This window comes from Maribacter sp. (assembly GCF_016744255.1).
GTDB lineage: Bacteria > Bacteroidota > Bacteroidia > Flavobacteriales > Flavobacteriaceae > Maribacter_B.
On record NZ_JADGES010000016.1, the window covers coordinates 1 to 21,246 of the forward strand.

The 21,246-nt window shown below is 31.6% G+C and carries 35 protein-coding genes, 1 tRNA gene and 1 pseudogene; 31 read left to right on the forward strand and 6 right to left on the reverse strand.

Features of this window, described 5'->3' with window-relative positions:
* The coding region (locus QZZ51_RS04460; protein WP_291866525.1) for a hypothetical protein at nt 1-377 on the reverse strand (377 nt) is incomplete at its 3' end.
* 110 nt (nt 378-487) lie between these two features.
* Nucleotides 488-1,060: an RNA polymerase sigma-70 factor gene (locus QZZ51_RS04465; protein ID WP_291866528.1), complete on the reverse strand. Its 573-nt coding sequence runs from the start codon at nt 1,058-1,060 to the stop codon at nt 488-490.
* Nucleotides 1,061-1,668: 608 nt separating this feature from the next.
* On the opposite strand from QZZ51_RS04465, the gene QZZ51_RS04470 reads away from it, so the two are divergent.
* The 3 genes from QZZ51_RS04470 (at nt 1,669) to QZZ51_RS04480 (ending at nt 5,684) form a co-directional block, all read left to right on the forward strand.
* Nucleotides 1,669-3,753, forward strand: a complete 2,085-nt coding sequence (locus tag QZZ51_RS04470; RefSeq protein ID WP_291866530.1) for a thioredoxin domain-containing protein — start codon at nt 1,669-1,671, stop codon at nt 3,751-3,753.
* A gap of 517 nt (nt 3,754-4,270) precedes the next feature.
* Nucleotides 4,271-4,344 (forward strand) — tRNA-Arg (locus tag QZZ51_RS04475).
* Between the two features lie 116 nt (nt 4,345-4,460).
* Nucleotides 4,461-5,684: a hypothetical protein gene (locus tag QZZ51_RS04480; protein WP_291866531.1), complete on the forward strand. Its 1,224-nt coding sequence runs from the start codon at nt 4,461-4,463 to the stop codon at nt 5,682-5,684.
* On the opposite strand, the gene QZZ51_RS04485 is transcribed toward QZZ51_RS04480, so the two are convergent.
* A complete protein-coding gene (locus tag QZZ51_RS04485) occupies nt 5,681-6,109 on the reverse strand; it encodes a hypothetical protein (protein ID WP_291866532.1) in 429 nt (142 codons plus the stop codon). The genes QZZ51_RS04480 and QZZ51_RS04485 overlap by 4 nt on opposite strands.
* Nucleotides 6,110-6,387: 278 nt before the next feature.
* Here QZZ51_RS04485 and QZZ51_RS04490 point away from each other — a divergent pair, with 278 nt between their 5' ends.
* From QZZ51_RS04490 to QZZ51_RS04500, 3 genes are read left to right on the forward strand one after another with little or no spacing between them, the layout of a single operon-like run.
* Nucleotides 6,388-6,537, forward strand: coding sequence for a hypothetical protein (locus QZZ51_RS04490; protein ID WP_291866535.1), 150 nt, complete (start codon nt 6,388-6,390; stop codon nt 6,535-6,537).
* Nucleotides 6,538-6,571: 34 nt separating this feature from the next.
* On the forward strand, nt 6,572-7,150 hold the full coding sequence (locus tag QZZ51_RS04495) for a hypothetical protein (RefSeq protein ID WP_291866537.1): 579 nt from the start codon (nt 6,572-6,574) through the stop codon (nt 7,148-7,150).
* Entirely contained in the window at nt 7,134-7,385 is a 252-nt protein-coding gene (locus QZZ51_RS04500) for a hypothetical protein (protein WP_291866538.1), read from the forward strand. Before QZZ51_RS04495 ends, QZZ51_RS04500 begins: the two co-directional genes overlap by 17 nt.
* On the opposite strand, the gene QZZ51_RS04505 is transcribed toward QZZ51_RS04500, so the two are convergent.
* The gene (locus tag QZZ51_RS04505) at nt 7,377-7,865 is read right to left on the reverse strand and encodes a helix-turn-helix domain-containing protein (protein WP_291866543.1); all 489 of its coding nucleotides are present in this window, start codon (nt 7,863-7,865) and stop codon (nt 7,377-7,379) included. The genes QZZ51_RS04500 and QZZ51_RS04505 overlap by 9 nt on opposite strands.
* A gap of 322 nt (nt 7,866-8,187) precedes the next feature.
* On the opposite strand from QZZ51_RS04505, the gene QZZ51_RS04510 reads away from it, so the two are divergent.
* The 14 genes and pseudogenes from QZZ51_RS04510 to QZZ51_RS04575 all read left to right on the forward strand — a co-directional run bounded on the left by QZZ51_RS04510 (nt 8,188) and on the right by QZZ51_RS04575 (nt 15,710).
* Nucleotides 8,188-8,433 (forward strand): hypothetical protein, encoded by a 246-nt coding sequence (locus QZZ51_RS04510; RefSeq protein ID WP_291866546.1) that lies wholly within the window; start codon nt 8,188-8,190, stop codon nt 8,431-8,433.
* A gap of 71 nt (nt 8,434-8,504) precedes the next feature.
* Nucleotides 8,505-8,708, forward strand: a complete 204-nt coding sequence (locus QZZ51_RS04515) for a hypothetical protein (RefSeq protein WP_291866549.1) — start codon at nt 8,505-8,507, stop codon at nt 8,706-8,708.
* Nucleotides 8,709-9,023 (forward strand): hypothetical protein, encoded by a 315-nt coding sequence (locus tag QZZ51_RS04520; RefSeq protein ID WP_291866552.1) that lies wholly within the window; start codon nt 8,709-8,711, stop codon nt 9,021-9,023.
* Between the two features lie 10 nt (nt 9,024-9,033).
* On the forward strand, nt 9,034-9,462 hold the full coding sequence (locus QZZ51_RS04525) for a hypothetical protein (RefSeq protein WP_291866555.1): 429 nt from the start codon (nt 9,034-9,036) through the stop codon (nt 9,460-9,462).
* A 17-nt stretch (nt 9,463-9,479) separates the two neighbouring features.
* Nucleotides 9,480-9,788: a hypothetical protein gene (locus QZZ51_RS04530; RefSeq protein ID WP_291866559.1), complete on the forward strand. Its 309-nt coding sequence runs from the start codon at nt 9,480-9,482 to the stop codon at nt 9,786-9,788.
* 52 nt (nt 9,789-9,840) lie between these two features.
* On the forward strand, nt 9,841-11,574 hold the full coding sequence (locus tag QZZ51_RS04535; protein ID WP_291866562.1) for a hypothetical protein: 1,734 nt from the start codon (nt 9,841-9,843) through the stop codon (nt 11,572-11,574).
* Nucleotides 11,575-11,612: 38 nt separating this feature from the next.
* The gene (locus QZZ51_RS04540) at nt 11,613-11,789 is read left to right on the forward strand and encodes a hypothetical protein (protein WP_291866565.1); all 177 of its coding nucleotides are present in this window, start codon (nt 11,613-11,615) and stop codon (nt 11,787-11,789) included.
* Nucleotides 11,782-12,078 (forward strand): hypothetical protein, encoded by a 297-nt coding sequence (locus QZZ51_RS04545; RefSeq protein ID WP_291866568.1) that lies wholly within the window; start codon nt 11,782-11,784, stop codon nt 12,076-12,078. Before QZZ51_RS04540 ends, QZZ51_RS04545 begins: the two co-directional genes overlap by 8 nt.
* Nucleotides 12,079-12,161: 83 nt before the next feature.
* Nucleotides 12,162-12,488: a hypothetical protein gene (locus QZZ51_RS04550; RefSeq protein ID WP_291866570.1), complete on the forward strand. Its 327-nt coding sequence runs from the start codon at nt 12,162-12,164 to the stop codon at nt 12,486-12,488.
* The gene (locus QZZ51_RS04555; RefSeq protein ID WP_291866574.1) at nt 12,488-12,850 is read left to right on the forward strand and encodes a hypothetical protein; all 363 of its coding nucleotides are present in this window, start codon (nt 12,488-12,490) and stop codon (nt 12,848-12,850) included. Before QZZ51_RS04550 ends, QZZ51_RS04555 begins: the two co-directional genes overlap by 1 nt.
* Nucleotides 12,847-13,332 carry a hypothetical protein gene (locus QZZ51_RS04560; RefSeq protein ID WP_291866577.1) on the forward strand — a complete coding sequence of 162 codons (486 nt, stop codon included), beginning with the start codon at nt 12,847-12,849 and terminating at the stop codon, nt 13,330-13,332. Before QZZ51_RS04555 ends, QZZ51_RS04560 begins: the two co-directional genes overlap by 4 nt.
* A gap of 10 nt (nt 13,333-13,342) precedes the next feature.
* The gene (locus QZZ51_RS04565; protein WP_291866580.1) at nt 13,343-13,762 is read left to right on the forward strand and encodes a hypothetical protein; all 420 of its coding nucleotides are present in this window, start codon (nt 13,343-13,345) and stop codon (nt 13,760-13,762) included.
* A 1-nt stretch (nt 13,763) separates the two neighbouring features.
* Nucleotides 13,764-14,603: a DNA adenine methylase gene (locus tag QZZ51_RS04570; RefSeq protein WP_291866583.1), complete on the forward strand. Its 840-nt coding sequence runs from the start codon at nt 13,764-13,766 to the stop codon at nt 14,601-14,603.
* 51 nt (nt 14,604-14,654) lie between these two features.
* Nucleotides 14,655-15,710, forward strand: a pseudogene (locus QZZ51_RS04575) (nucleoid-associated protein).
* Between the two features lie 258 nt (nt 15,711-15,968).
* Here the strand turns inward: QZZ51_RS04575 and QZZ51_RS04580 are convergent.
* The gene (locus QZZ51_RS04580; RefSeq protein WP_291866585.1) at nt 15,969-16,181 is read right to left on the reverse strand and encodes a hypothetical protein; all 213 of its coding nucleotides are present in this window, start codon (nt 16,179-16,181) and stop codon (nt 15,969-15,971) included.
* 132 nt (nt 16,182-16,313) lie between these two features.
* Here QZZ51_RS04580 and QZZ51_RS04585 point away from each other — a divergent pair, with 132 nt between their 5' ends.
* The 7 genes from QZZ51_RS04585 to QZZ51_RS04615 all read left to right on the forward strand — a co-directional run bounded on the left by QZZ51_RS04585 (nt 16,314) and on the right by QZZ51_RS04615 (nt 19,106).
* A complete protein-coding gene (locus QZZ51_RS04585; protein WP_291866587.1) occupies nt 16,314-16,583 on the forward strand; it encodes a hypothetical protein in 270 nt (89 codons plus the stop codon).
* Nucleotides 16,584-16,687: 104 nt separating this feature from the next.
* The gene (locus QZZ51_RS04590; RefSeq protein WP_291866590.1) at nt 16,688-16,867 is read left to right on the forward strand and encodes a hypothetical protein; all 180 of its coding nucleotides are present in this window, start codon (nt 16,688-16,690) and stop codon (nt 16,865-16,867) included.
* Nucleotides 16,868-17,114: 247 nt separating this feature from the next.
* Entirely contained in the window at nt 17,115-17,453 is a 339-nt protein-coding gene (locus tag QZZ51_RS04595) for a hypothetical protein (protein WP_291866593.1), read from the forward strand.
* Nucleotides 17,454-17,667: 214 nt separating this feature from the next.
* On the forward strand, nt 17,668-17,841 hold the full coding sequence (locus QZZ51_RS04600; RefSeq protein WP_291866596.1) for a hypothetical protein: 174 nt from the start codon (nt 17,668-17,670) through the stop codon (nt 17,839-17,841).
* Nucleotides 17,842-17,972: 131 nt separating this feature from the next.
* Nucleotides 17,973-18,161 (forward strand): hypothetical protein, encoded by a 189-nt coding sequence (locus QZZ51_RS04605; RefSeq protein WP_291866599.1) that lies wholly within the window; start codon nt 17,973-17,975, stop codon nt 18,159-18,161.
* 280 nt (nt 18,162-18,441) lie between these two features.
* Complete coding sequence (locus QZZ51_RS04610) at nt 18,442-18,597, forward strand: hypothetical protein (protein ID WP_291866602.1); 156 nt, start codon at nt 18,442-18,444, stop codon at nt 18,595-18,597.
* 266 nt (nt 18,598-18,863) lie between these two features.
* On the forward strand, nt 18,864-19,106 hold the full coding sequence (locus tag QZZ51_RS04615; protein WP_291866604.1) for a hypothetical protein: 243 nt from the start codon (nt 18,864-18,866) through the stop codon (nt 19,104-19,106).
* 245 nt (nt 19,107-19,351) lie between these two features.
* Here the strand turns inward: QZZ51_RS04615 and QZZ51_RS04620 are convergent, their stop codons facing one another.
* Nucleotides 19,352-19,837: a hypothetical protein gene (locus QZZ51_RS04620; protein WP_291866605.1), complete on the reverse strand. Its 486-nt coding sequence runs from the start codon at nt 19,835-19,837 to the stop codon at nt 19,352-19,354.
* 112 nt (nt 19,838-19,949) lie between these two features.
* Between QZZ51_RS04620 and QZZ51_RS04625 the strand changes: the two genes are divergently transcribed.
* The 4 genes from QZZ51_RS04625 (at nt 19,950) to QZZ51_RS04640 (ending at nt 21,231) form a co-directional block, all read left to right on the forward strand.
* Nucleotides 19,950-20,099 (forward strand): hypothetical protein, encoded by a 150-nt coding sequence (locus tag QZZ51_RS04625; protein WP_291866608.1) that lies wholly within the window; start codon nt 19,950-19,952, stop codon nt 20,097-20,099.
* Between the two features lie 2 nt (nt 20,100-20,101).
* Nucleotides 20,102-20,305, forward strand: coding sequence for a hypothetical protein (locus QZZ51_RS04630; RefSeq protein WP_291866610.1), 204 nt, complete (start codon nt 20,102-20,104; stop codon nt 20,303-20,305).
* A gap of 285 nt (nt 20,306-20,590) precedes the next feature.
* A complete protein-coding gene (locus QZZ51_RS04635) occupies nt 20,591-20,746 on the forward strand; it encodes a hypothetical protein (RefSeq protein ID WP_291866602.1) in 156 nt (51 codons plus the stop codon).
* A 302-nt stretch (nt 20,747-21,048) separates the two neighbouring features.
* The gene (locus QZZ51_RS04640) at nt 21,049-21,231 is read left to right on the forward strand and encodes a hypothetical protein (protein WP_291866613.1); all 183 of its coding nucleotides are present in this window, start codon (nt 21,049-21,051) and stop codon (nt 21,229-21,231) included.
* Nucleotides 21,232-21,246: the final 15 nt, after the last annotated feature.

A 21,246-nucleotide genomic window follows, 5' to 3' on the forward strand; every position in this document is an offset into this window, starting at 1 on the left:
TTCTCATTAATAATCTCTATTGATCCGTCTTCTAACTCTAAGGTTATTGCGTTTATAGGTCGTACTGTTTTTGTGTTTGAAGAATATTGCATGTAAAAACAACTAGTTACTATAAGTCCTATAACAACCGCTGCAAAAGCTCTTTTTCTTGAATAATTAGACTTTCTTGTACTTTGTTTTTCAGAAGACCTTATTGTTAATCTTATTCTTCTTAAAACATCTATTCTAGTTTGTTCTTCTTTAGAAACACTCCAAGAGCTTAATAAATCTTTAAACTGTGCTTTATCGCAAAAAGAGAATAATATTTTTTGTTCTCTTTCAGAACATTCTCCTTGCTGGTACTTTTTTGCTAGTTCTAAAAATTCCTTTTTAGTCATAATATCTTTTTACAATAGAAAGACGCAAGCCTATTAGATTTCTCACATAGAAAAAATTGAAAAAAGGCTTATTTAACCAACAGATAACATTGAGGAAACAAAGAGGTAATCTATTTAAAAAAGGAAAGGAATAGTAAAATATTGATAGTCTTATTGATTACGGCCCTTAAATGCTTTAAAGCTAAGTAAAGTTGATTTTCTACTGTTCTTTGCGAAATTTTAAAGTAATCCGCAATTTCTGCGTTAGAATAATCATCATAACGACTCATATAAAATATATCTCTACATCTACTTGGAAGATCTTTAACTGCATTTTCTATAGTATACTTTAGATCTCTCCCATTTATAATATTATCTATCTCGGGAGTATACGATAGGTTGGTTAAAATATCTTCATCTAACTCTGTAAATTGCACCTTTCTAAATAGAGAAATTGATTTGTTTTTTGCTGAAACGAATAAATAATTTTCAAAAGAGGTGATATCTAAAGACTCTCTTTTAATCCAGATATTAGTAAATATATCATGTACTACATCTTCTGCTAACCCTTTATCATTAAGAATATTTAAGGTATAAGAAAAAAGTCTTCTCCAATACCTATCATATAGCCTATTAAAAGCTAACTCATTTCTATTTTTTATCAATATTAATAGTTTAGCGTCGCTTACATCACTTAATTTCACTTTAATAGAATTTTTGCGAAAATTAGAAAAAGAGATTAACGGAATACTAATTTCTTCGTTAAGTAATTATTAATTCAATTATACCTCTTGTTTATTACAGTAATGATTTACCACACCAACAAAAGTGTTTTTATTTTTCCTTGCTTTATGGAGGACAATGCTTTAAGAGTTAAAAACTCTTTGATGTTGTATAGAATGGAAAACTCTAAAAACTCAACTCATCAATCATTTTAATGCTTCCGGATATAATTTTTTGGCCTAAATCTAGCGATTCAGGGTTCTTAATATAACGCTCTGAGTTTATATTGTTATATGAATTGGTAAATTTTTCATCATATTACTATTTCTATTTTTTAACCCTTATTTGATTTTTAAATTATTGCTCCCTATTATAACCTTCCAAAGGCTCTATTAAAAAGATTTAACTTTAGTCGCGCCAACTTAATTCTGCGGAAAAAAGGATATATTTTACAAGAAAAAAAAGCTACATTGTTTAATAACATTGCTCATTAACGCCTTAACCATATTCTATCTTAAAACATTACTTAGATAATTATATTGTATTTTAGTCTCTTATTTACACATACTCTATGCCTAACAAATCCTTAGTGAAAATCATTTTTTTTAGCTTTTTAGTTGTAACCATATTATCCTGTAACAATACAAAAGCACAAAAAAAAGAACATAAATTTACCAACTCTTTAATTGGCGAAACAAGTCCATACTTGCTACAACATGCGCACAACCCCGTAAATTGGAATGCCTGGAGTAACACTGCACTTGAAAATGCAAAAAAAGAAAATAAATTAGTCCTTGTTAGTATAGGGTATTCTTCTTGTCATTGGTGCCATGTAATGGAAAAAGAATCTTTTGAAGATGAAGAAGTTGCTAAAATTATGAATGCCAATTTTGTAAACATTAAAGTTGATAGAGAAGAAAGACCAGATGTGGATCAAGTATATATGACCGCATTACAACTTATAAAAGGCAATGGAGGATGGCCATTAAATGTTATTACTTTACCCAATGGAAAACCTATTTATGGAGGAACTTACCATAGCAAAGAACAGTGGATTAAAGTTTTAGAAAAAGTAAGTTCTCTTTACAAAGACGACCCAAAAAAAGCTAATGAATATGCCGATATGGTTTCGCAAGGTATTCAAGAGGCTAACCTTATAACCCCTTCTACCAATTATAAATCTCTAACAAAAGAGGTCGTAAATAAAAGTGTAGAAAATTGGAAAAAATTATGGGATACAAAAAAAGGGGGCGACCAAGGGCAACAAAAATTTATGTTACCAAGTAATCTTAATTTTTTACTAGATTATGCCATCTTAACAGGAGACAAGGAAGCTGAAAATCATATAAAAAACACTTTAAACAAGATTGCTTTTGGTGGAATATATGATTTTGTTGGCGGCGGATTTTATAGATATAGTACGGATCCTAATTGGAAAGTTCCCCATTTTGAAAAAATGCTATATGATAACGCCCAGCTATTAAGTGTTTTCTCTAAAGCTTATGGCGCATATAGAGAACCTATTTACAAAGAAGTTGTATACAAGACAATAGAATTCTTAGAACGCGACATGAAAAATCCTAGTGGCGCTTATTATGCTGCCATAGATGCTGATAGTGAAGGAGAAGAAGGGAAATATTATGTCTGGAAAAAAGAAGAATTAGAAAATATATTGGGCTCTGAATTTGATGTATTTCAATCTTACTTCAGTATTCAACCAAAAAATATCTGGGAGCATAAAAATTATGTTTTACATAGAGATATTACAGATGCAGAATTTTGTACTACAAACAAAATTACAAATAGTAACCTACAAATTTCTAAAGACAAATGGCAGAATCTTCTTTTAACAGAAAGAACAAAAAGAATTGCACCAAGATTAGATGACAAAATAATTACATCTTGGAACGCTTTATTAATATCTGGGTTTATTGATGCATACAATGCCTTTGGCGACACCTCTTTTTTAGATATGGCCACAAACACATTAAATAGCATAAAAAAATATAGCCTTAAAGAAAATGAATTAAGGCATTCCTATAAAACAAACTCTAAACAATATAAGGGCTTTTTAGAAGATTACACTTTTTTAGTTGATGCTTCTTTAAACTTATATAGTGCTTCTTTAGATACTAAATATTTAGACTTAGCTAATAGTCTTAATACAAAAGCTATGGTACGTTTTAATGATGAAGCATCTGGTATGTATCGTTTTAATGAAAACAAAGATTTAATTGCTCAAATTATAAAAACGAATGATGGAGTAATTCCTTCTCCTAATGCTGTAATGGCGTACAACCTTCTTAGGCTAGGTCATTTAAATTATGACAAAACGTTTCTAGATAAATCCAAATCTATGTTATCTGCTATGCTACCAATGATTACCCCCAATGCCTCTAGTTATGCCAAGTGGAATTCTGTTTTTCTACATACTACCTACACTTATTATGAAATAGCGGTCGTTGGAGCAAAAGCACAATCCTTAACCCAAGAATTACATCGTAAATACATTCCTAATACACTCATAACAGGAAGTAGTACAGAAAGTAGTTTACCGCTATTTGAAGGAAGATATGTTTCCGATGGCACCTATATTTATGTATGCAGAGATAATTCTTGTAAGCTTCCTGTAACAACTGCAGAAGAAGCCTTAAAACAGCTTAATGGATTCTAAAATAATGTCATGATTATAAGAGACCATACATGCAAATATAAAAGCTAGCCAAAGACCAATTTAATCCAAATACTAGTTACAATTACTTTGCTATTAAGTATTCGTAAAATTTCTAATATCACCATTAGCAATACAAACATATTAAATACTTGTTCGAGTTATACCTCCACATGATTAAAACACGATAAAAAAACTCCTATTGTTAGATCGTAGACTAAAGAGAATAGGAAGAAATCATTTAAAAAATTAAAAATACTATCCGTTTTAGCCCTATAATTAGCAAACTTAAGTTGTAAAAACGCAGGCATTACAGTTAAAAAACCAATGAAACTCTTTTACACCTAAAAATTGTTCAAAAGGACAACCTTACCCAGCCCGTATAACTACCTGAAAATGAGTAAAAAACAATTCATTCCAGAAAATAAAATCGCCACTTTAAAAAAAGTACAAATTATTTGATGATTTTCTCTTTTCAGAATCTATATTTTTAGTAACTTCGCCGCACCATTTAAAGAATGGTCGCATAGCTCAGCTGGATAGAGCATCTGCCTTCTAAGCAGACGGTCCCAGGTTCGAATCCTGGTGCGATCACTCTCCTAAAGCCCCTTTAAGCAGGGGCTTTTTTAATTTATACACTTATTTTTTTTACGGCAATATTCTATTATTTATCCAAATACCTTAGTTTTGATAAATAAAATACGCATTTTATGCGCATTATTTTTAGGATGAAAATAAATATTAAACTAGACAAAAGGAGTTCAGGGAAAACAGAAGAGGGTTATCCTATTGTTATTTCTTTCCAGAAAACGGCATTACGAACGGGGTATTATTCTAAACCAGCACATTGGAATAATAATTTGTCGGAGCCTAAAAAGTCTCATCCGGATTATTATTTTTTATCCGACTTTTTAGACCCTATTAAATCCAGAATAAAAAATATTATAAAAGAGTCTAGATTAAAAAATATTTCTAAAAACGAAATTAAGGCAGCTCTCTTTAAAAAGGATAGTAAAGTATTCTACACCGCAGCTATGAATTTGTTTCCTGAAAAATATAGAGGTACAGATTGGTCTGCTGTTCGTTCATTTAACAATTTCCGCCCATCCATTTATTTTACAGAAATTACAAAAGAAACCTCTTTCCAATATTCACAGAGTTTACTAAAAAAAGGAAATAAGCCAGCTGGTGTAGATAGTTATATTAGAAGTTTAAAATCGGTATGGACAAAATTAAGTAACGCCCCTAATCCATTTAAAGGAATCAACATAGAGATCCCGGATAAAGTAAATACCGTTGCCACTACCGAAGACATAAAAAAACTAAAGCAATTTAGGAAAGACCATACTTTATACTACCAACAAAAAAACGAGTATAACCAGGTAATAAAAACAACCACCAAAAAAGCAGCTAGGAGTATTGGTAATGGTGGTTTTATAAATTACTGTAATTATTGGTTGCTCATGTTCTATTTAGGAGGAATAGACCCAGAGGTGCTAGCAAAATTAAGATACGATAAACACGTTATTAATAACCGTATAGTTTTTAACAGAAACAAAGGGCGCTCTAAAACATCTTGTAATAATATAATTCCTTCAGAGGCTTGGGAGATTTTAAAAAATTATACAAGTCAGCCCTATTTGGTGCCAATTTATAAAACAAAAAATTACGACACTTTTAGTACTAATTTTTCCGAACGCATGAAGATTTTTAGTGATAGGTTATGCTTAAGTGTTAGGTTAAAGCCAAAATCTGGTAGATATACATTCATAGACCGAGCGCAACAACTATTAATAGATGAGAGAATAGCAGGGCAAATTGTGGGTCATAAACGCAAAACAACCACTAGCCTATATGCTAATGACTTTCCTTACCCTGTACAAGACAAAGCGCATTTAAAAATTATTGATACAACAGAAGAATCCTTAACTTAATTTCTACGGTAAACTACTGTACAATCTAACTCCTTGTAATTAAAGGTAAGTGTTAGTTCTTCTCCCTTAACTACAGCATAAGCTTCCTTAACCGGAATGGCCTCTCCTAAAAAAGGTAATCCCGATATTATTTTATACCTGCCGCCACTAATCTCCCTCCAGCTTACAGATGCTACTCCTGTTTCATGGCAACCATTTTCAGTATCCCAATCATATATAGTGTAAAACCCTGTACCTGCAAAGTTTAAATCTAAATTTGTTCCTTGCGCACAAGTATCTGGAGTAATTTCCTCTCCATTTACAGTAGCAGAATAGAGCAAAAATTCATGTGCAATAGGCTCATTAAATAAATCTAGCGGTTCTTCTTCCTTATCGCAAGAATAAAAGCTAACAACGCAAACAAATAATAGTAAAATTTTTTTCATAGTATTTTAAATTAATACATCATTCTTACAAATATATATTAATCACATGTTTTATGTATAATATTTGTATTACATCGATAATAAGTATCTTTTTACCGATAAAAAGGAGAACCTTACAATTTATGAGGTTTTTGTAGGTGTATTTTTAATTTGAATACAATAAATTGCAGTTAAATTGTAATTAAATATAGCTTTGATAACTCGGGCATGTATTTACTTACTTTTTATTCCTTTTAGGGTATTTTTAAGATAATATTAATCTTAAAAATTATTTTAAAATGAAAAAAGTAGTATTATTGGTATTCGGAATTGTAACTATTACAACAACAATTGTAGCTTGCACCCCAGAACCGTTAGAAAATGAAAAACCAACAATCCTCTCACCAGACAAAGACAAAGCGCAATGTACAGGTTGCAGTGATAATTAGCATTATAGCTTTTATTGCTATTTCAGCCAGATTTATGTATATTTTTTACATGGGCAATGATTTAAAGGGGGATTTTTTCGGCTTTAAATGGTTGTCCATTTTTCTATATAATTTTGGTGTTGAAATATCTATGATTGGCATGGGGGCCTTATTATGGATTAGTACAAGGTTTCATTCTAAAAATGGTTTTTCTAAAAAATTATTTAGATTAATAGCAGGTTCCCAAATGGCGGTGGGGTTTTTCTTTACCTCATGGATATTTACTTCAGCAGCATATTTTTCTAAATCCTATGAAATTATTTTTGCTATTTTAATAGCGTTTTTTGCTACAATTATTTCTACCACTATGCTCCTGTTTATTACTAGAGAGATTAGAAACATAAAAGAATTAAAAAACTCATTTTTTGATTACCTATTAGAATTTCATGGACAATACACCTCTCTACTGTCTTACGCTATGACTAGAAATAGCGATTTTAAAGAGTATAAAGAAAAGATTGAAGGCAGTAAAATATATGACGAAGCTCACGAAGAATTCTTAAAACAAAGTTCTGATAAAGCAGAAAAAAGTGTTAAAAAAACAGCGCAAAAAATAGATGATTACAAAGATTAAGAGGTTAATTAGCCAGGTTTTTTTTAAAGGCCCTAGAAATCATAAGATTCATAAAGTGATTAACAAGGACTCCATGTACAATATAGCCAAGGAAATGGTTAATGAAAGAAACAGGAAGTTTAAAGAAATAGAAGTCCTGCAGAGGACTGTAGACTACAAACTAGACAATAAAATTGCTCTTTCCGAAAAAGAACAAAAAACTACGGGGATATTACAATTAGAAAAACTAAATTAAATTAGCTTTTTTCTTTAAAGCTTCATTTTCTTTTCTAATTAGATATTCTCTACCTATAGAGTCAGCAAAACCTCTATAAACTTCATCTTCTGCAATTAATCTTTCGTGGTGTTTTAGCCAAAACACAATTAGCCTTCCCAGCGTCTCTTTATCTTCTAATATAGAATCATCTAGCTTTATGCTGTTATTCTTCCACTCTCGTAATTCCTTCTCATTCACCAAATCGGGGTGATTATCCTTTATAAAACTATCGTATTGCGAACTTTCAATTCCAACTTCGCCAAAAACTAACACATCCAAAGAAATATTAAACTTCTCTGAAATCATCATTATTTTCTCAATAGACGGTTTAACCACTCCACTAACCCAACTACTAACAGATGAACCAGAAGAGTTGCCTATCATTTTTCCAAAATCTGGTTGTTTTAAGTTATGAATTGTAAGTATAACCTTTATGTTATGTGGTAAGTTGTAATCCATAGAAGGTGTTTGAATCTTTTTTTCGATTAATTCTTTGTAATTCCAATATAACTATATAAATTTACAGTAATATTAAAAGTTGCCAAAACCATTAATTCTTATTTAAAGCTAAAATAGCAAATAAAATAGACGTTAAGAAAAAAATAAGCTTAACGAGCTATTTAAAGGATTAGTTAAGCTGAAAATATTGCAAAAAAAAGACAGAGTACCACCTCTGCCTTTAAGGATAAACACCACACCACAAACCTGTAAAGGTTATAGCGTAGTATTTGCGCTAGGCCACCACAGCCCTTTGCGGTGTAAATATAGCGAAAAAAAAGAAGTGATACCACTTAGCCAAATAAGAAACGCTGAAATTTACATAAGCTCTGCACAGGCAGCAGCGATTGTAAAGCGCACGTATGTTTGGGTTAATCAAAACAAGGGTCGTTTTTCTTTTGTTAGAAAAGGTAAAAAAATATTACGCTATGAGATTACTTCCGTAATAAAAGTAGCAACCGAATTACAACAGACAACCCCTATTCCTATGTTAATAGAGAGTGGTCAAAAATACCAAGAGGCAAGCTAACACTTGTTTTGCACCCCATACCTTTTAATTAAGGTACGGGGTTTTTTATTGTTTAATTAAAATTAAAATGTATGTCAGTTACCACCAGTACTACCAAAGAAAAAGAGCAAATTTCCGCTCATATTGCGCAATTACAAGATATGAAAAACCACTACCCAGAGGCTAAAATATCTATTCAAACACTAGTTAACCACCTAAATGGGTTAAGAAGGGTTAAGGCGCAACGGAAGCCTCAAAAATTTAAGAGTCTGCAAGAACTAATCACTATAAAATAGATGAACGCTACTAATATTTTTCAACAAAAACAAAGGTTAAGGGAGGGTAACGGTTTGCGAACTCCCGACCTTTTAAACATACCACAAAAGCACCACCTATTATTTTTAGAGATTGGTAAATCTTCCTTTGTTCAATCTTTTAAAGCAAAGGAAGTAGAGGGTGCAATTTTACTAGTTGTAAAAACAGTAACCCCCGAAACTGCTTTCACTAGTTTTAATAGCGAATTGCAACAACTATTTAATAAGGTGCAATTAACCCAACCTATTAAAAAAACAGCACATAATATTTTTGAAATTGTAATACATAACTATTAATTACTGGAATATGAAACTACTACCAGAACATTTAATCCCATACACGCCTTATAAACTAAAAGTGTACGATTCTGTTTCTAAAACAGCTAAAATAATGAACCTAGGGCAAGGAGCATCTAATAATTGGGTAGGCGTAAAAACGGTATTGAATTACTATAAAAAGGGGAGTTTTATTTACAAACCAATTTTAAGGCCATTATCAGATTTAAAAAAAATATTCGAGGTTGATGGAAAAAAGATTCATCCAATAAGCATACTACAAAGTACCTCCCCCTATATAATGGCCGAAGAAAACGGTTTTGTTGATTATGTTTCTGGAAAATACATTTACGTACATAATCTTAGTTATTGGATTGTTCTACAACTTATGGAATGGCATTTTGATGTTCGAGGACTTATAAAGCACGATTTAGCAATTGACATTAATACTTTAGAATAAATAACTATGAAAAAAAAATGGAAAAATTAAAAGACCATAGAATAAGTGTTTTTGTAAAGACGAGAAAAAGACAATGGAACGATAATGATGAAATGTATTTTAAAAACTTTCAATGTTCTTTTGAAATTGATTGTAGTGGACAGGATTTTGAAATCCTAATGGAGTTAAACAAACATCAAGAGAAAGACGGCTATATATCTTGCTTAAAAATTCCCCAGCTTATTGACTCCCATATGGGGCATTCAGATGAACTTAACTACGACGATGACGAAGTAATACTATTGCAAACAACAGATAATGGAATAGCGGAATACGATAAAGATTAAAGACAAATAATCACCCCAAGGATAAACACCACCACACCACAAACACCACTATATGAGTATAGCAAGAAAAAGTAAAGTAACCCAAACCGCAGGGCAATTAATAGGAAACTTCCCAGGAGTAGAAAAGAGTTTCAATGCCAAAGTGCATATTCAAAATTCTGGAGACAAAGATTACAACCTTTGGGCGGTTCACCCTGTTTTAACGGGTGAAGCTCAAAAATTCACCCTACACGCATACACTTTATACACCAACAGTTATAACCAAAAGGTTAGAGCCGCCAATAAAGAGATTAAAAAACAACAACAAGCCTCTGAAGAATGGGCAGAAAACCAACCCAAGGCCAAGCAAGAAAATATACACTTTATAAAATGGGGTTACGTTAAAAATAACACCAACCCTAATACTTGGGAATACAATAAAAAGGTAGAAGCCTATAATACCCGTTACGGCTCTCCTATTCTACCCATGAAACGCATACAAACCATTAAGCAAAGCACGGAAAAAGTATTCCGTACTATGTTATGGGAGTATGCACACCAATTATTCCAGGTTAGTAAGAACAAAAAACTAAACCAACAAGAGTATTGCCGTCCGGTGTATAAAATGGAAATTAATACCAAGCATTTAGAAAACACTAAAGACGGTCTAGGGCTTCCTATGATAAACTATTGTGCCGATACTATCCTAAACCATAAAGAAAGATTAATAGAAGCAGGTGTGCTATTAAACAATGAATTTAGAGGCAGCCAAAGAGGTACAAAACACCATGTAAATACTCAAATTTTATGCGTTCACGATGATTTTGAACAAAAATTAACATGCACTGATAATCAGCTAGTTAAAATTTTTAAACCAGAAGTTTTAGGGGATACAGTAACACCTACTAGAGCAATTAGTAAAACAATAATAAAGAGAGATGTTCATAACTTCACATCTCTAGATAAGGACAAATTAGAAAAAACTAATTTGAACACAGCTTATCCTACGGATAATTTTACTGGAGCACCAAAAGGCAAGATGGCAAAATTACCAACACCCCCAACAAAGAAAAAAACTAAGGCCGCCGAAAATTCCGAGTTTTTACAAGAAAAAATACAGTCTCCAGATAAACTGGCGCAAAAATTATCCCAAAAAGAATATGAGAAAGCGGACCCTTTACCAAGTGATGCCTTAAAATACGAGGCTACCCATGGATTATTAAGTAGGTCGGAATTTAGGGAGCTGTTAATCCAAGATTTATTTAAGCAGTTTTCTAAAATGTATAAAAACCATGCGCATTTTTCTGCCATTTTCGCAGGTGCTTGGTATACTTCTATTCAAACATGGTTACAGAGTACTGAGTTAATGAATAAAAATGGTCATTACCTACAAAAAGACAAAGCCCTTTTTCGTTACAAATGCATCCTTTTTGCCATAAAAGACAAATCTTTTGGTGCGCTGTATGTGGCCAGACGTACAAAATTTGTTGTTCCGGCTCCAAATGTATACTTAAACCCAAAAAATAATACTCCTGGAACATTCGGGTATCATTTTAACCAAGTGGCTAAAAACTCTGCCAAAAAAATACAAGCTGCCGAAAAAATTAAGTCCGATTCTACCAAAAAAGCAGTAAAAAGTAAAGAATACGCTAATAACCTACGCAAGTTAAATACCCATATTGCCCGGTTCTTTAACGGAAAAACAGATTACCAAACCCTTTTCCAATATGTAAGAGATAATATGCCTAGAGAAATGCAACAAGATTTTCATAAGCATGTAGAGAACTACAAACACAATTTAATTTAACCACTAATTAACCAGAAAGCAGTACAAAACCTATAATTATGAGTAAAAAACAACAGAAAATAGAACGGTGGTTTTTTAATTCATTAAGCCTAATTGTTTTATCTTTTTTAATAGCAGGTTATATTGATTACAAAAGAGATAAGGAAATAGAAACCTTGAAAATAGAAAAATTAAAATTAGAAATTAAGATTAAAAAACTACAACTAAATGAATGATTTAAACACACCTTGGCCATTAATTAATTGCATAGCATTATTTATTATAGTAGCAGAAATAGCCCGTAATATTTATTTATGGCATATAAAAAAGCAGCAAGAAAATGATAACGTAGATACCTACAAAAAGAATATAGCAGCAAAAAAAGAAAACTCTTATCCGTTTGAGTATTCTGGACCATTATTTATAGAAGCCAAAAACAAATTTGTTGCTAACAAAAAATTTGAAAATTTTAAGAAAAATCACAAAATTTTATCAGAAAAATTACATAAAAAGCATAATAATTAGTATTTTTATAAAACCGTAATAACCTGTTAGTTACCGCTAATAGGTTGTTAAAAATAGTACCAGGATAAACACCTTTACCACATATGTCTACTACCAAGAAAAAAACAAAGCGTTGCCCTTGCGGCAACACCAATATTTCTCGTTTCTGCCATAAGTGCAGTAAATACAAATTAGTATTTTTATTAATAAACGACCAGGGTAAAGAATTTTCTGCAAAAACGGGAAGATTAGCTAACCCAGCACGCTACAATTTTGTAAAAGATAATAAGCTATCTGTACAAGAAGTTGCTTATAAAATGCTAGAGAGGTTTAAAAAAACCACCAAAGAATCTACACTACTAGCCAACAGCCGAAAAATAATTATCTACAGTAACCCAAATGGGCAACCTCTTTTAAACATGGATGTATAATGTTAGAACCAATAGAGTTAACCCAAATAAGCCATTTAGATAAAAAAATACTAGCAGAAGCCGTTAACCAATATGGCATAAAACAAAGAGTAATGCATCTTTCAAACCCAAAAGTACAGCGCATACTAAAAGAGTATTCCCTAACAATTAGTATGTACAAGTTACTATGCAAGGAGGTAAATAAAAAAACGTATACCACTAAAGAAAAGGAGTTAAAAAAGAATAAAAAGTTGTCTTTAGAACCTCATTTTGCACTCATAGGATTAGCAGCTCTACAAGAGAATTATACTACCCTTGTAGATGAATACATACAAACCAGATATAGAGATTTAATAGCACAAATAGACAGTCAATTAGTATGAATAACCCAGAAGATATTACTTTAGGCTTTTCTAATCAAAATCTAAAGATTTTAGGTGGTAACACCCATATAACAACCTGCCTATCGAACGCCACTTATGTAAATTACAGAGCCGTTTTAGATACAATTACAAGAGATAAACATATAAAAGTTAATAAGAAAGATTTTTTACAAAAAATAGACCGTTTATCTGCTATCTATAGCATTATGGAAAGTCAAACCATACGCATAGAGATAGCTAAAGAAGATATTACTATAACTGCCGACAACGATTTTTTAAATAATAAAGGAAAAGAAGTAATTCCAATAGAACTGCAAGGCCAACCTATGAATATTGGTTTTAATGGTCCAATATTAAAACTTCTACTAAATACTATCGAAGAAGAAGACCCACAAATTTACTACCAAGACCCCAATAAAATGATTTTTGTGGAGACAGAAAAAACCTTTGTTTCCTGCATGCCATTTGGGTTAGCAAATTAAAACAACCACTATGCAAGAACCAAAAATATTACTCCAGATAATAGCAACTTACTTAAACCAAACCGTAGAAGAAATGTTGCTAGGAACCCGTGGAAACACGGTATACGGAAGACACCTATTTTCTTATTTAGCTTATGAGTATGAATTAGGAAATTTAAACGAGCTATCTGTATTCATAAAAAGAGACCATATAGCCGTGCATAATGGTAAAAAAAGGATAAAAGAGTGGATACAAAATGACAAAAAAGTACAAAAAGACGTAATAGCAATTAGGCATTTATATCTATATAATAACCATACGGTTCTTTTAAAATATTTACTAGGCAGAACCCCAACCCATGCGCTCCCCTTATTAGTACGCAAAATGCAAGATTGGGTTAAAGAAATAGAGATTAACGGTTTTGAAGTTGTAGAACCAGAAGAATTGTAAAATGAGCGGCAATACAAGTAAAATAATAGCATACAATTACTTCGGGGGTAAGTTTACTTATTTAGAAGAAATATATGCGGAGTTCCCAAAAAAAGTACCTCACCTAATTGATTTATTTGGGGGTAGTTTTTCCGTGTCTCTTAATTTTAAAGGCAATGGTATAATTACGGCTAATGAGCTAAACACAGATATTACTAATTTTTTTATGGTACTACGGGACCATTTAGACGCACTCATGCAAAAATTATATTTTACGCCATGTTCAGAAAGAGAATACCATAATTGTTGGGAACCATCTACCTGTAAAATAGAACAAGCTCGTAGGTTTTATGTACGGGTACGTCAATCTTTTTTTGGTTTAGGAGCGCAAAGAAACAATAAGGGTTTTCACATGGCTAAATCTCAGGTTAATTGCCGTAGAGGAGAAACCGTATCGAGATGGAACAATGCATTAACTAAACTTTACTATGTAGCAAATGTTATTCGGAATAACTTTCAGATAACCAATTTAGACTATGCAAAATGTATAGATAAACTCGATTTTCCTGAAGCTCTTTTCTATGTAGACCCTCCATATTCTAAAAGAAGCAGAGCCAGTTTTAACGATTATAAATTTGAATTCACGGACGAAAATCACGAACAACTAGCCAGTAAATTAAATTACATAAAAGGTAAAGCAATGGTAAGCGGTTACGATTGTAGCTTAATGAATAACCTTTATAAAGACTGGAGGAAAGTAAAATTAAAATCTAGAAAAAATAACATAAGAACCAAAAAAGTACAAGAAGTTATTTGGATGAATTACGATAAAGAAAACCCCACTAATAGCATGTTTAAATAAAAGCGAAGGGGAAAACTTAAAAGAGTACCTATAAATTAAATCAATTTTAAAATGATAAACTTATATCCAACAATAATAGAAAGCCTATCTATTCATAAAGTAACCAATAAAAACAAAGGCGAAAAACTATTTATAAGCAATGCACCACAACGGTTAAATGATGAAATACAAGGGTTAATAAAAGAATACTTTTTTAAACCTTTTAGAGAAAAAGAAGAGTGTTACTATAAATTTTCGCACGAGGTAGATTTAGAATTTAATGTACTAAACCAAATAGCAAAAGATATTTTTGAGTGCCCAAGTAGCATACATGCCAACTCTAAAAAAATAGCCACCCATTTACAAGAACAGTCTACCCATCCGCACATAAAAAGCGGTGAATTGTATGTTGCCTATTTAACCGGAATACTTTTAGATAACCAAAAGGTAAATGCCATAGGTATTTTTAAGAGCGAGTTAAAACAAGATTTTTTTCAGTTTAACAAAACCCCAGAGAGTATAAATTTAATTATACAGCAGGGAATAAATGTAAACAAGTTAGATAAAGGATGCCTAATATTTAACACCGAACAAGAAGAAGGTTTTAAAATACTATCTATAGACAGCAATAGGTACGACACCAAGTATTGGTTAGAAAACTTTTTAGGAACCACAACCCTAGCCGATGAAAACTTCTATACTAAAAACTACATAAAACTATGTCAAGATTTTGCAAAAGACGTAGTACGTCCATTCCAGGATAAGCAAGAAGAAGTACTCTTTATGAATAGGGCTGTTAACCACTTTGCTAAAAATGACGAGTTTCAAGAAAGTAGTTTCTTAATTGAAGTGATGTAAAACCCAGAATTAATACCAGAGTTTAATAACTATAAAATAGAAAAAGGACCTAAGTATAAATTAGACCAGGTGCAAGAATTTAATATATCTAACAAGGCCGTTTCCGATGCTCGAAAAAAGATAAAAAGTGTTATTGAGTTAGATACAAATATTAAAATAAAACTCGATTTTATTAACCCAGAATCTGCCTCTAAATTTATAGAAAAAGGATGGGACGAAGAAAAACAAATGTACTACTACCTAGTGTATTTTAATAAAGAAAAGAACTAAACACTTTTTAAGCATGGAACAGACATTAAAAAAAGAAACAGACCAACTTCTAAAAGTTATAGAATTAAGCCAAATTTTAAAATTCAAAATTTTTCTCGCTTCTTTGGTTGTTGCTTTAATTCTTTTAATTGATTTTTTATTTAGAGTAGTCGGGTGTTTGTTTCGTAACGATATGTTTCAAAGACCTTACTTAAACTATCTTTTTCAATTTATAGTTTCTACAACTCTTCTAGGGCTATTTTGGTACTGTTATTATAATTATTGGTGATGAAAAATGTTATTAAAGACCCCGCAACAGCGTAAACTAAGATTAGTTAGATTTTGATATTTTAATTTTTTAGTGGTTTCTAAACATAAATCAGTTACTGCCCTTAAATTTTTAATTTCTAAAAGACCCCTAGGAATACCTTTAGACTGCATAATATCTTTAAGGTCTTCATTGGTGTAAGTAGGAGAATATTCGTCTGACATTTTATTTTATTTACGTGAAGCAAATATAAAATAAAACTAGAGACTATTCCATTATAGGCATGTGTTGCCAAATATAAAAAAGGGCGTGACTTTGCAAAAGTCTAAATAACACCAATATTAAATAAATATAAAATGGAAACAAATACAGCTTTAAAAATTGGAGAATTAGGCAAAGTAATAAAAGAGTGTGAAAATATTTTACATAAAATAAACAATAATAAATCCTTTACTGGAATTTTAAGAATAAATGACTCAAACTATTTTAATGTAACAAATGTAGGTTTGGAGTTGACGAATGATAATAGAATTAAAATATTAAATTTTATAGAAGAAATGGTTATTAAATCTTTAGAAGTAAAAAAAACAGATTTACTAAAGTTAATGAAAGAGGCGACCGAGTAACGCTGAGCGTATGATTAGTAGTTATGATAAGCCGAAAACATTGAATTATTAACAGACCCTTTTCTTTTATTTTTTAAGCGAGGGAAAATTACGATAGTAAAATTATGATACTAAATAAAATAAACAAGAGACTTCATTATAATACAGGAATTTTCAACAATAGAAATGAAAAGAAAATGGCAGAAACCATAAATATTTTAATGGATAAGATAGATGAATTGGTAGAAGCTAATAACGAACTTGTTGAATATGCTTGTGGTTTGGAAGAAAAAATAAATAGTTAAAAATATGGTAGAAGATTACAAAGTAGTTCTAATGTTAATCGCTTTAATTGCGTTATATGCAATGGTGTTTCTTAAAAGAGATAATTTTTAACTGTTTATTTTTTGCACCCCCAGTAAAGCCTGATATAAAAATTGAAGCCGTAAATGAGTAATAATATCGAGTAAAAAATAAGATTAATAAACACACAAAAAATAAACCCTTTTTTAGCGTTGAGGATTAAACGCTATAACTTAAATAAATAGCAAGATGGCAGTAACAATTTTAGAAGCATTACAGAATGCACAAAGTAATCTTGGAAGAGTTAACATACCTTTTCCCTACTCTATAGGTAAAGACCAATTAAAAAACGCAGTAACATTGTTAGAAAAAGGTTACGACATCAACGAAGAAGTAGAGCCTTTGTTGGAAAAATACGGAAGTGTTGACGATATTCCTGCACTTGACATTGATAGACTTGTTGTAGAGAACGAACGAGTAATAGGTCTTGTCAAATACCTTAAAAAAGATTTACAAACATCAGACCACGGAGCGACTTATATTAGAGCAGCAAACAATATAATAAAGCAAATCGAAGCTATATTCTAGTGTTGTAGATAACGGTCTGGGTATATCTTCTGGGATGCGTAGCATACCGAGTAAGAAGATTGGCTACGCATCATGGAACATATACTTTGTTGTGTGGAGTTGCCTAAAGTGATTGAATTAATTTAATAAATACAAAAATAACTATCTCGATGCGTTGCCATACCCAGACCGTTGTGGGGAATGAGCGTTGCGAGAACAATTAGAACCTTAATAAATGAAAACAGAAATACAGATTAAGAAAGCAATTAAGTTACTACAAGATAATGTTAGTCAATTGCTCGATAGCCAATTGAAAGCTGAAACAACAACCGACCAAGTCTTTTACAAAGAATTAATCGATAGTGAAAAACTTAGAATAGAGCAATTAAAGTGGGTTTTAGTTGTGTAGCAATGCGTGCCTTTAGGTCATTACCACCAACGCTTGGGCTATGAATTGAAGCCCAAAACAGAAAGTTCGATTCACACAATAAACCTTAACAGGGCTTTTATTTATAGGCTTTGTTAGCATTAGTTACTATTATGACTACACTTGAAGAATTTGATAAATTAAAAAAACACATAAAAACCAAAGAAGGTAAAAAAGAAGCTAAAGCCTTTCGGATTAAACTTAAACGCTCTGAAATATACGCTAACAAATTAGAAACCTATTTTACAGACACATTAGATGGTATGGAACCTGATCGTTCAAAAAACGAACTTGGCTTGTAATTAATGCTAACGCCACCGTGTAAAGCGAGTGGGGTGCATTAGTCGAAAATCGAGTACGCAACTAATAGTTGCTAACTGAAATAAACACAAGAACACGATAGGGTTAAACCACCCCACGGGAGCTTTTAATGTGCCGCATTCGCTTTAAACAATGTTACATGTAGTTGACTTGCGGTTAACACAGAATTAAATAAATATAAACCTACTCCCATCTAACGGCACATTAAGCGGTGGCGTTACAGGCTAATTGAGTTGTTTGGGAGTCTTAAAATAGTAACCTATGAACCTTTACAAAACCAAAATAATTAATTCAAATCAATTAGGCGATTTTACCGTCATTAATTACGTAGTCGCTAAATCTATGTCCGAAGTGGGCAATGCATACCCTAAAGTAGAGTGTATCGAATTAGTATCGAAAGAGGTTACTATTTTATAGCGGAAAATAACGTGCCGCAGGTCAATTAGCCTGTAACGCCTGAGCTATGTTTAGTTGCGATGAATAAAAAAATAACTTAATAGATATAAAATGTACAAAAGTAAATACCCTTCATTAATAGACTTCTTAACAAACCAAGAGGACTTAATTTTATTAGATAGCGAAATTCAGAATATAGAAAACTTAGTAGATAAAGACCTTAAATAGCAATTAAATATAGGTTTTGTTATGTGGCGTTTTTACGGTTAAAAAATAAACAAAAATAGATGGATAATTTAAAAAATGGGTTAGATGAAAAAGGCTTAATAGATTTTATAAAAACAGTACTTCTAAGTGGGGATAAGCCAAGAGGAAAAGAGGCAGAAACAAATCTATATTGGGGAATTAAGCAATACAGAATACATTTAGGGTTAAGTGAGTGTGAGCATAAAAATTGCTCTCGTGGTATTGAAAACCTAAATGAATTAACGTGCCTTGATTGTGGAAAGTTAGTAGTTAGGGGCGAATGACACATAACGGATTTGTGTATGATTAGTGGCGTGTTTAAGCACCTAATTTAATAAATAAGCACCAGATAGAAAATCCGCGAGGATTTTCGTAAGCAAGCTCTAACTAGCCATTAATTTTATACGGTGTTGGCAACCGTTTTTTATTCAGATTATTAATTTAAAAACTCAAAATATTATGAAAAATTCAAAATTCAATTCTCAAAATTTATTGTTTTACTCTCAAATATTCTTATTAATTACTCAACTCACTTTAATGTTCTCACTAATATATAAATATTTATAATTCCAATTACTATGTTTAAAATTGCAAAAAACAAATTCCTTTTAGAATTTTTCTCGTTTAATTCATTCGCTTTAATATTTGATTCAGCTAATTTAAATTCAATATTTTCACGTTCTTTTTCTTTTTCTAAATTTTCATATAATTTTCTGAAACCACCTTGTTTAATAAATTGCAAGGTTTTAGAATTTTTAGAAACAGATAGAGGTGATTCAAATCCAACAGGATTTACTTTTGCACAATCATATTTTTCAATAATTGAAACTAACCTTTCAAACTCTTTCATATCTGATTCATTAAAGGCAAAATCTCCAATGGTTTCAGTTTTTCCAAAATTAAAGACTTTTTTTTCTCCTAAATATTCACGATTTAGTGAGTGCAAACAAATGTCCTGTAATTCATTAATTATAAAATCTAAAATAGGAATATCTTCTTTTTGTAATTCAATCATTTTTCAGAGTGTGAGTGGTAAATGGTTGCTAACGGCAAATGTATGACCCGTACGGCTGATAGTCGCATAACATTGAGAACAAAACGAACTTAAATAATTAAATATTTTACCTATGAAAAAATTAACGATTGAAATAAAATTAACAGATAAGGATGGTCAGTTTACATTAGCCACAGAAGGTATGCACCAGTACGAAATACTAGGTATTTTAAGGGCTGCTACAATACTTCAGGAAAACAGAATAAAAGAGCAAAATATTTAATTATGGCAAACACACCTAGACCACAGAAAAAGCACAAGCCTAAGTATGGGTTATACATATTGTTAGCGGTAGTACTTATTGTTAGCTGCTCGACTGGCGATAATCAAAGCGGTAATAGTATAACAAAATGGTTTACGCAACCGATAGCGGATATGAACATATTAGAACTGTTCTTTCTTATGATACTAGCCAACTTTATAAATTGACAGTATTACCGCTAACGCCACCGTGTAAAGCGAGTGGGGTGCATTAGTCGAAAATCGAGTACGCAACTAATAGTTGCTAACTGAAATAAACACAAGAACACGATAGGGTTAAACCACCCCACGGGAGCTTTTAATGTGCCGCATTCGCTTTAAACAATGTTACATGTAGTTGACTTGCGGTTAACACAGAATTAAATAAATATAAACCTACTCCCATCTAACGGCACATTAAGCGGTGGCGTTACAGGCTAATTGAGTTGTTTGGGAGTCTTAAAATAGTAACCTATGAACCTTTACAAAACCAAAATAATTAATTCAAATCAATTAGGCGATTTTACCGTCATTAATTACGTAGTCGCTAAATCTATGTCCGAAGTGGGCAATGCATACCCTAAAGTAGAGTGTATCGAATTAGTATCGAAAGAGGTTACTATTTTATAGCGGAAAATAACGTGCCGCAGGTCAATTAGCCTGTAACGTCTGCTGTGTATGGCGTGTGAGGTTTATTTAATCGATAATCGAGTACGCAACTGTTAGTTGCTAACTGAAATAAATAGTAATGTTCTTAGTGCTTTGAAAACCTCATGAGAGCCATAAATAAACCTGATACGCTATACATATTGTTGGGAATAGTTGACTGAGGAAAGCGACGAATATAAAAGTATAGACCAACGATTGAACGGGTTTATTTACAGCAGACGTTGGGTACAATTGAGTAGAAAAAAGAGAAATATTTAAAAATTATGGAAAAGACAAGGAATAAGTATAAGCATCGTTGGAATGAAACTTCGAAAGGAAGCTATAATTATAGATGTGAAAAATGTTTAGCTAGAAGATCTAAACTCGATGCTTATACTTATGGTTATTGGGAGTTTGCCCGGACTGATGTTAAATTATTAAAAGCTCCCGAATGTGTACCGAATTAATTTTTAACTGTTTCT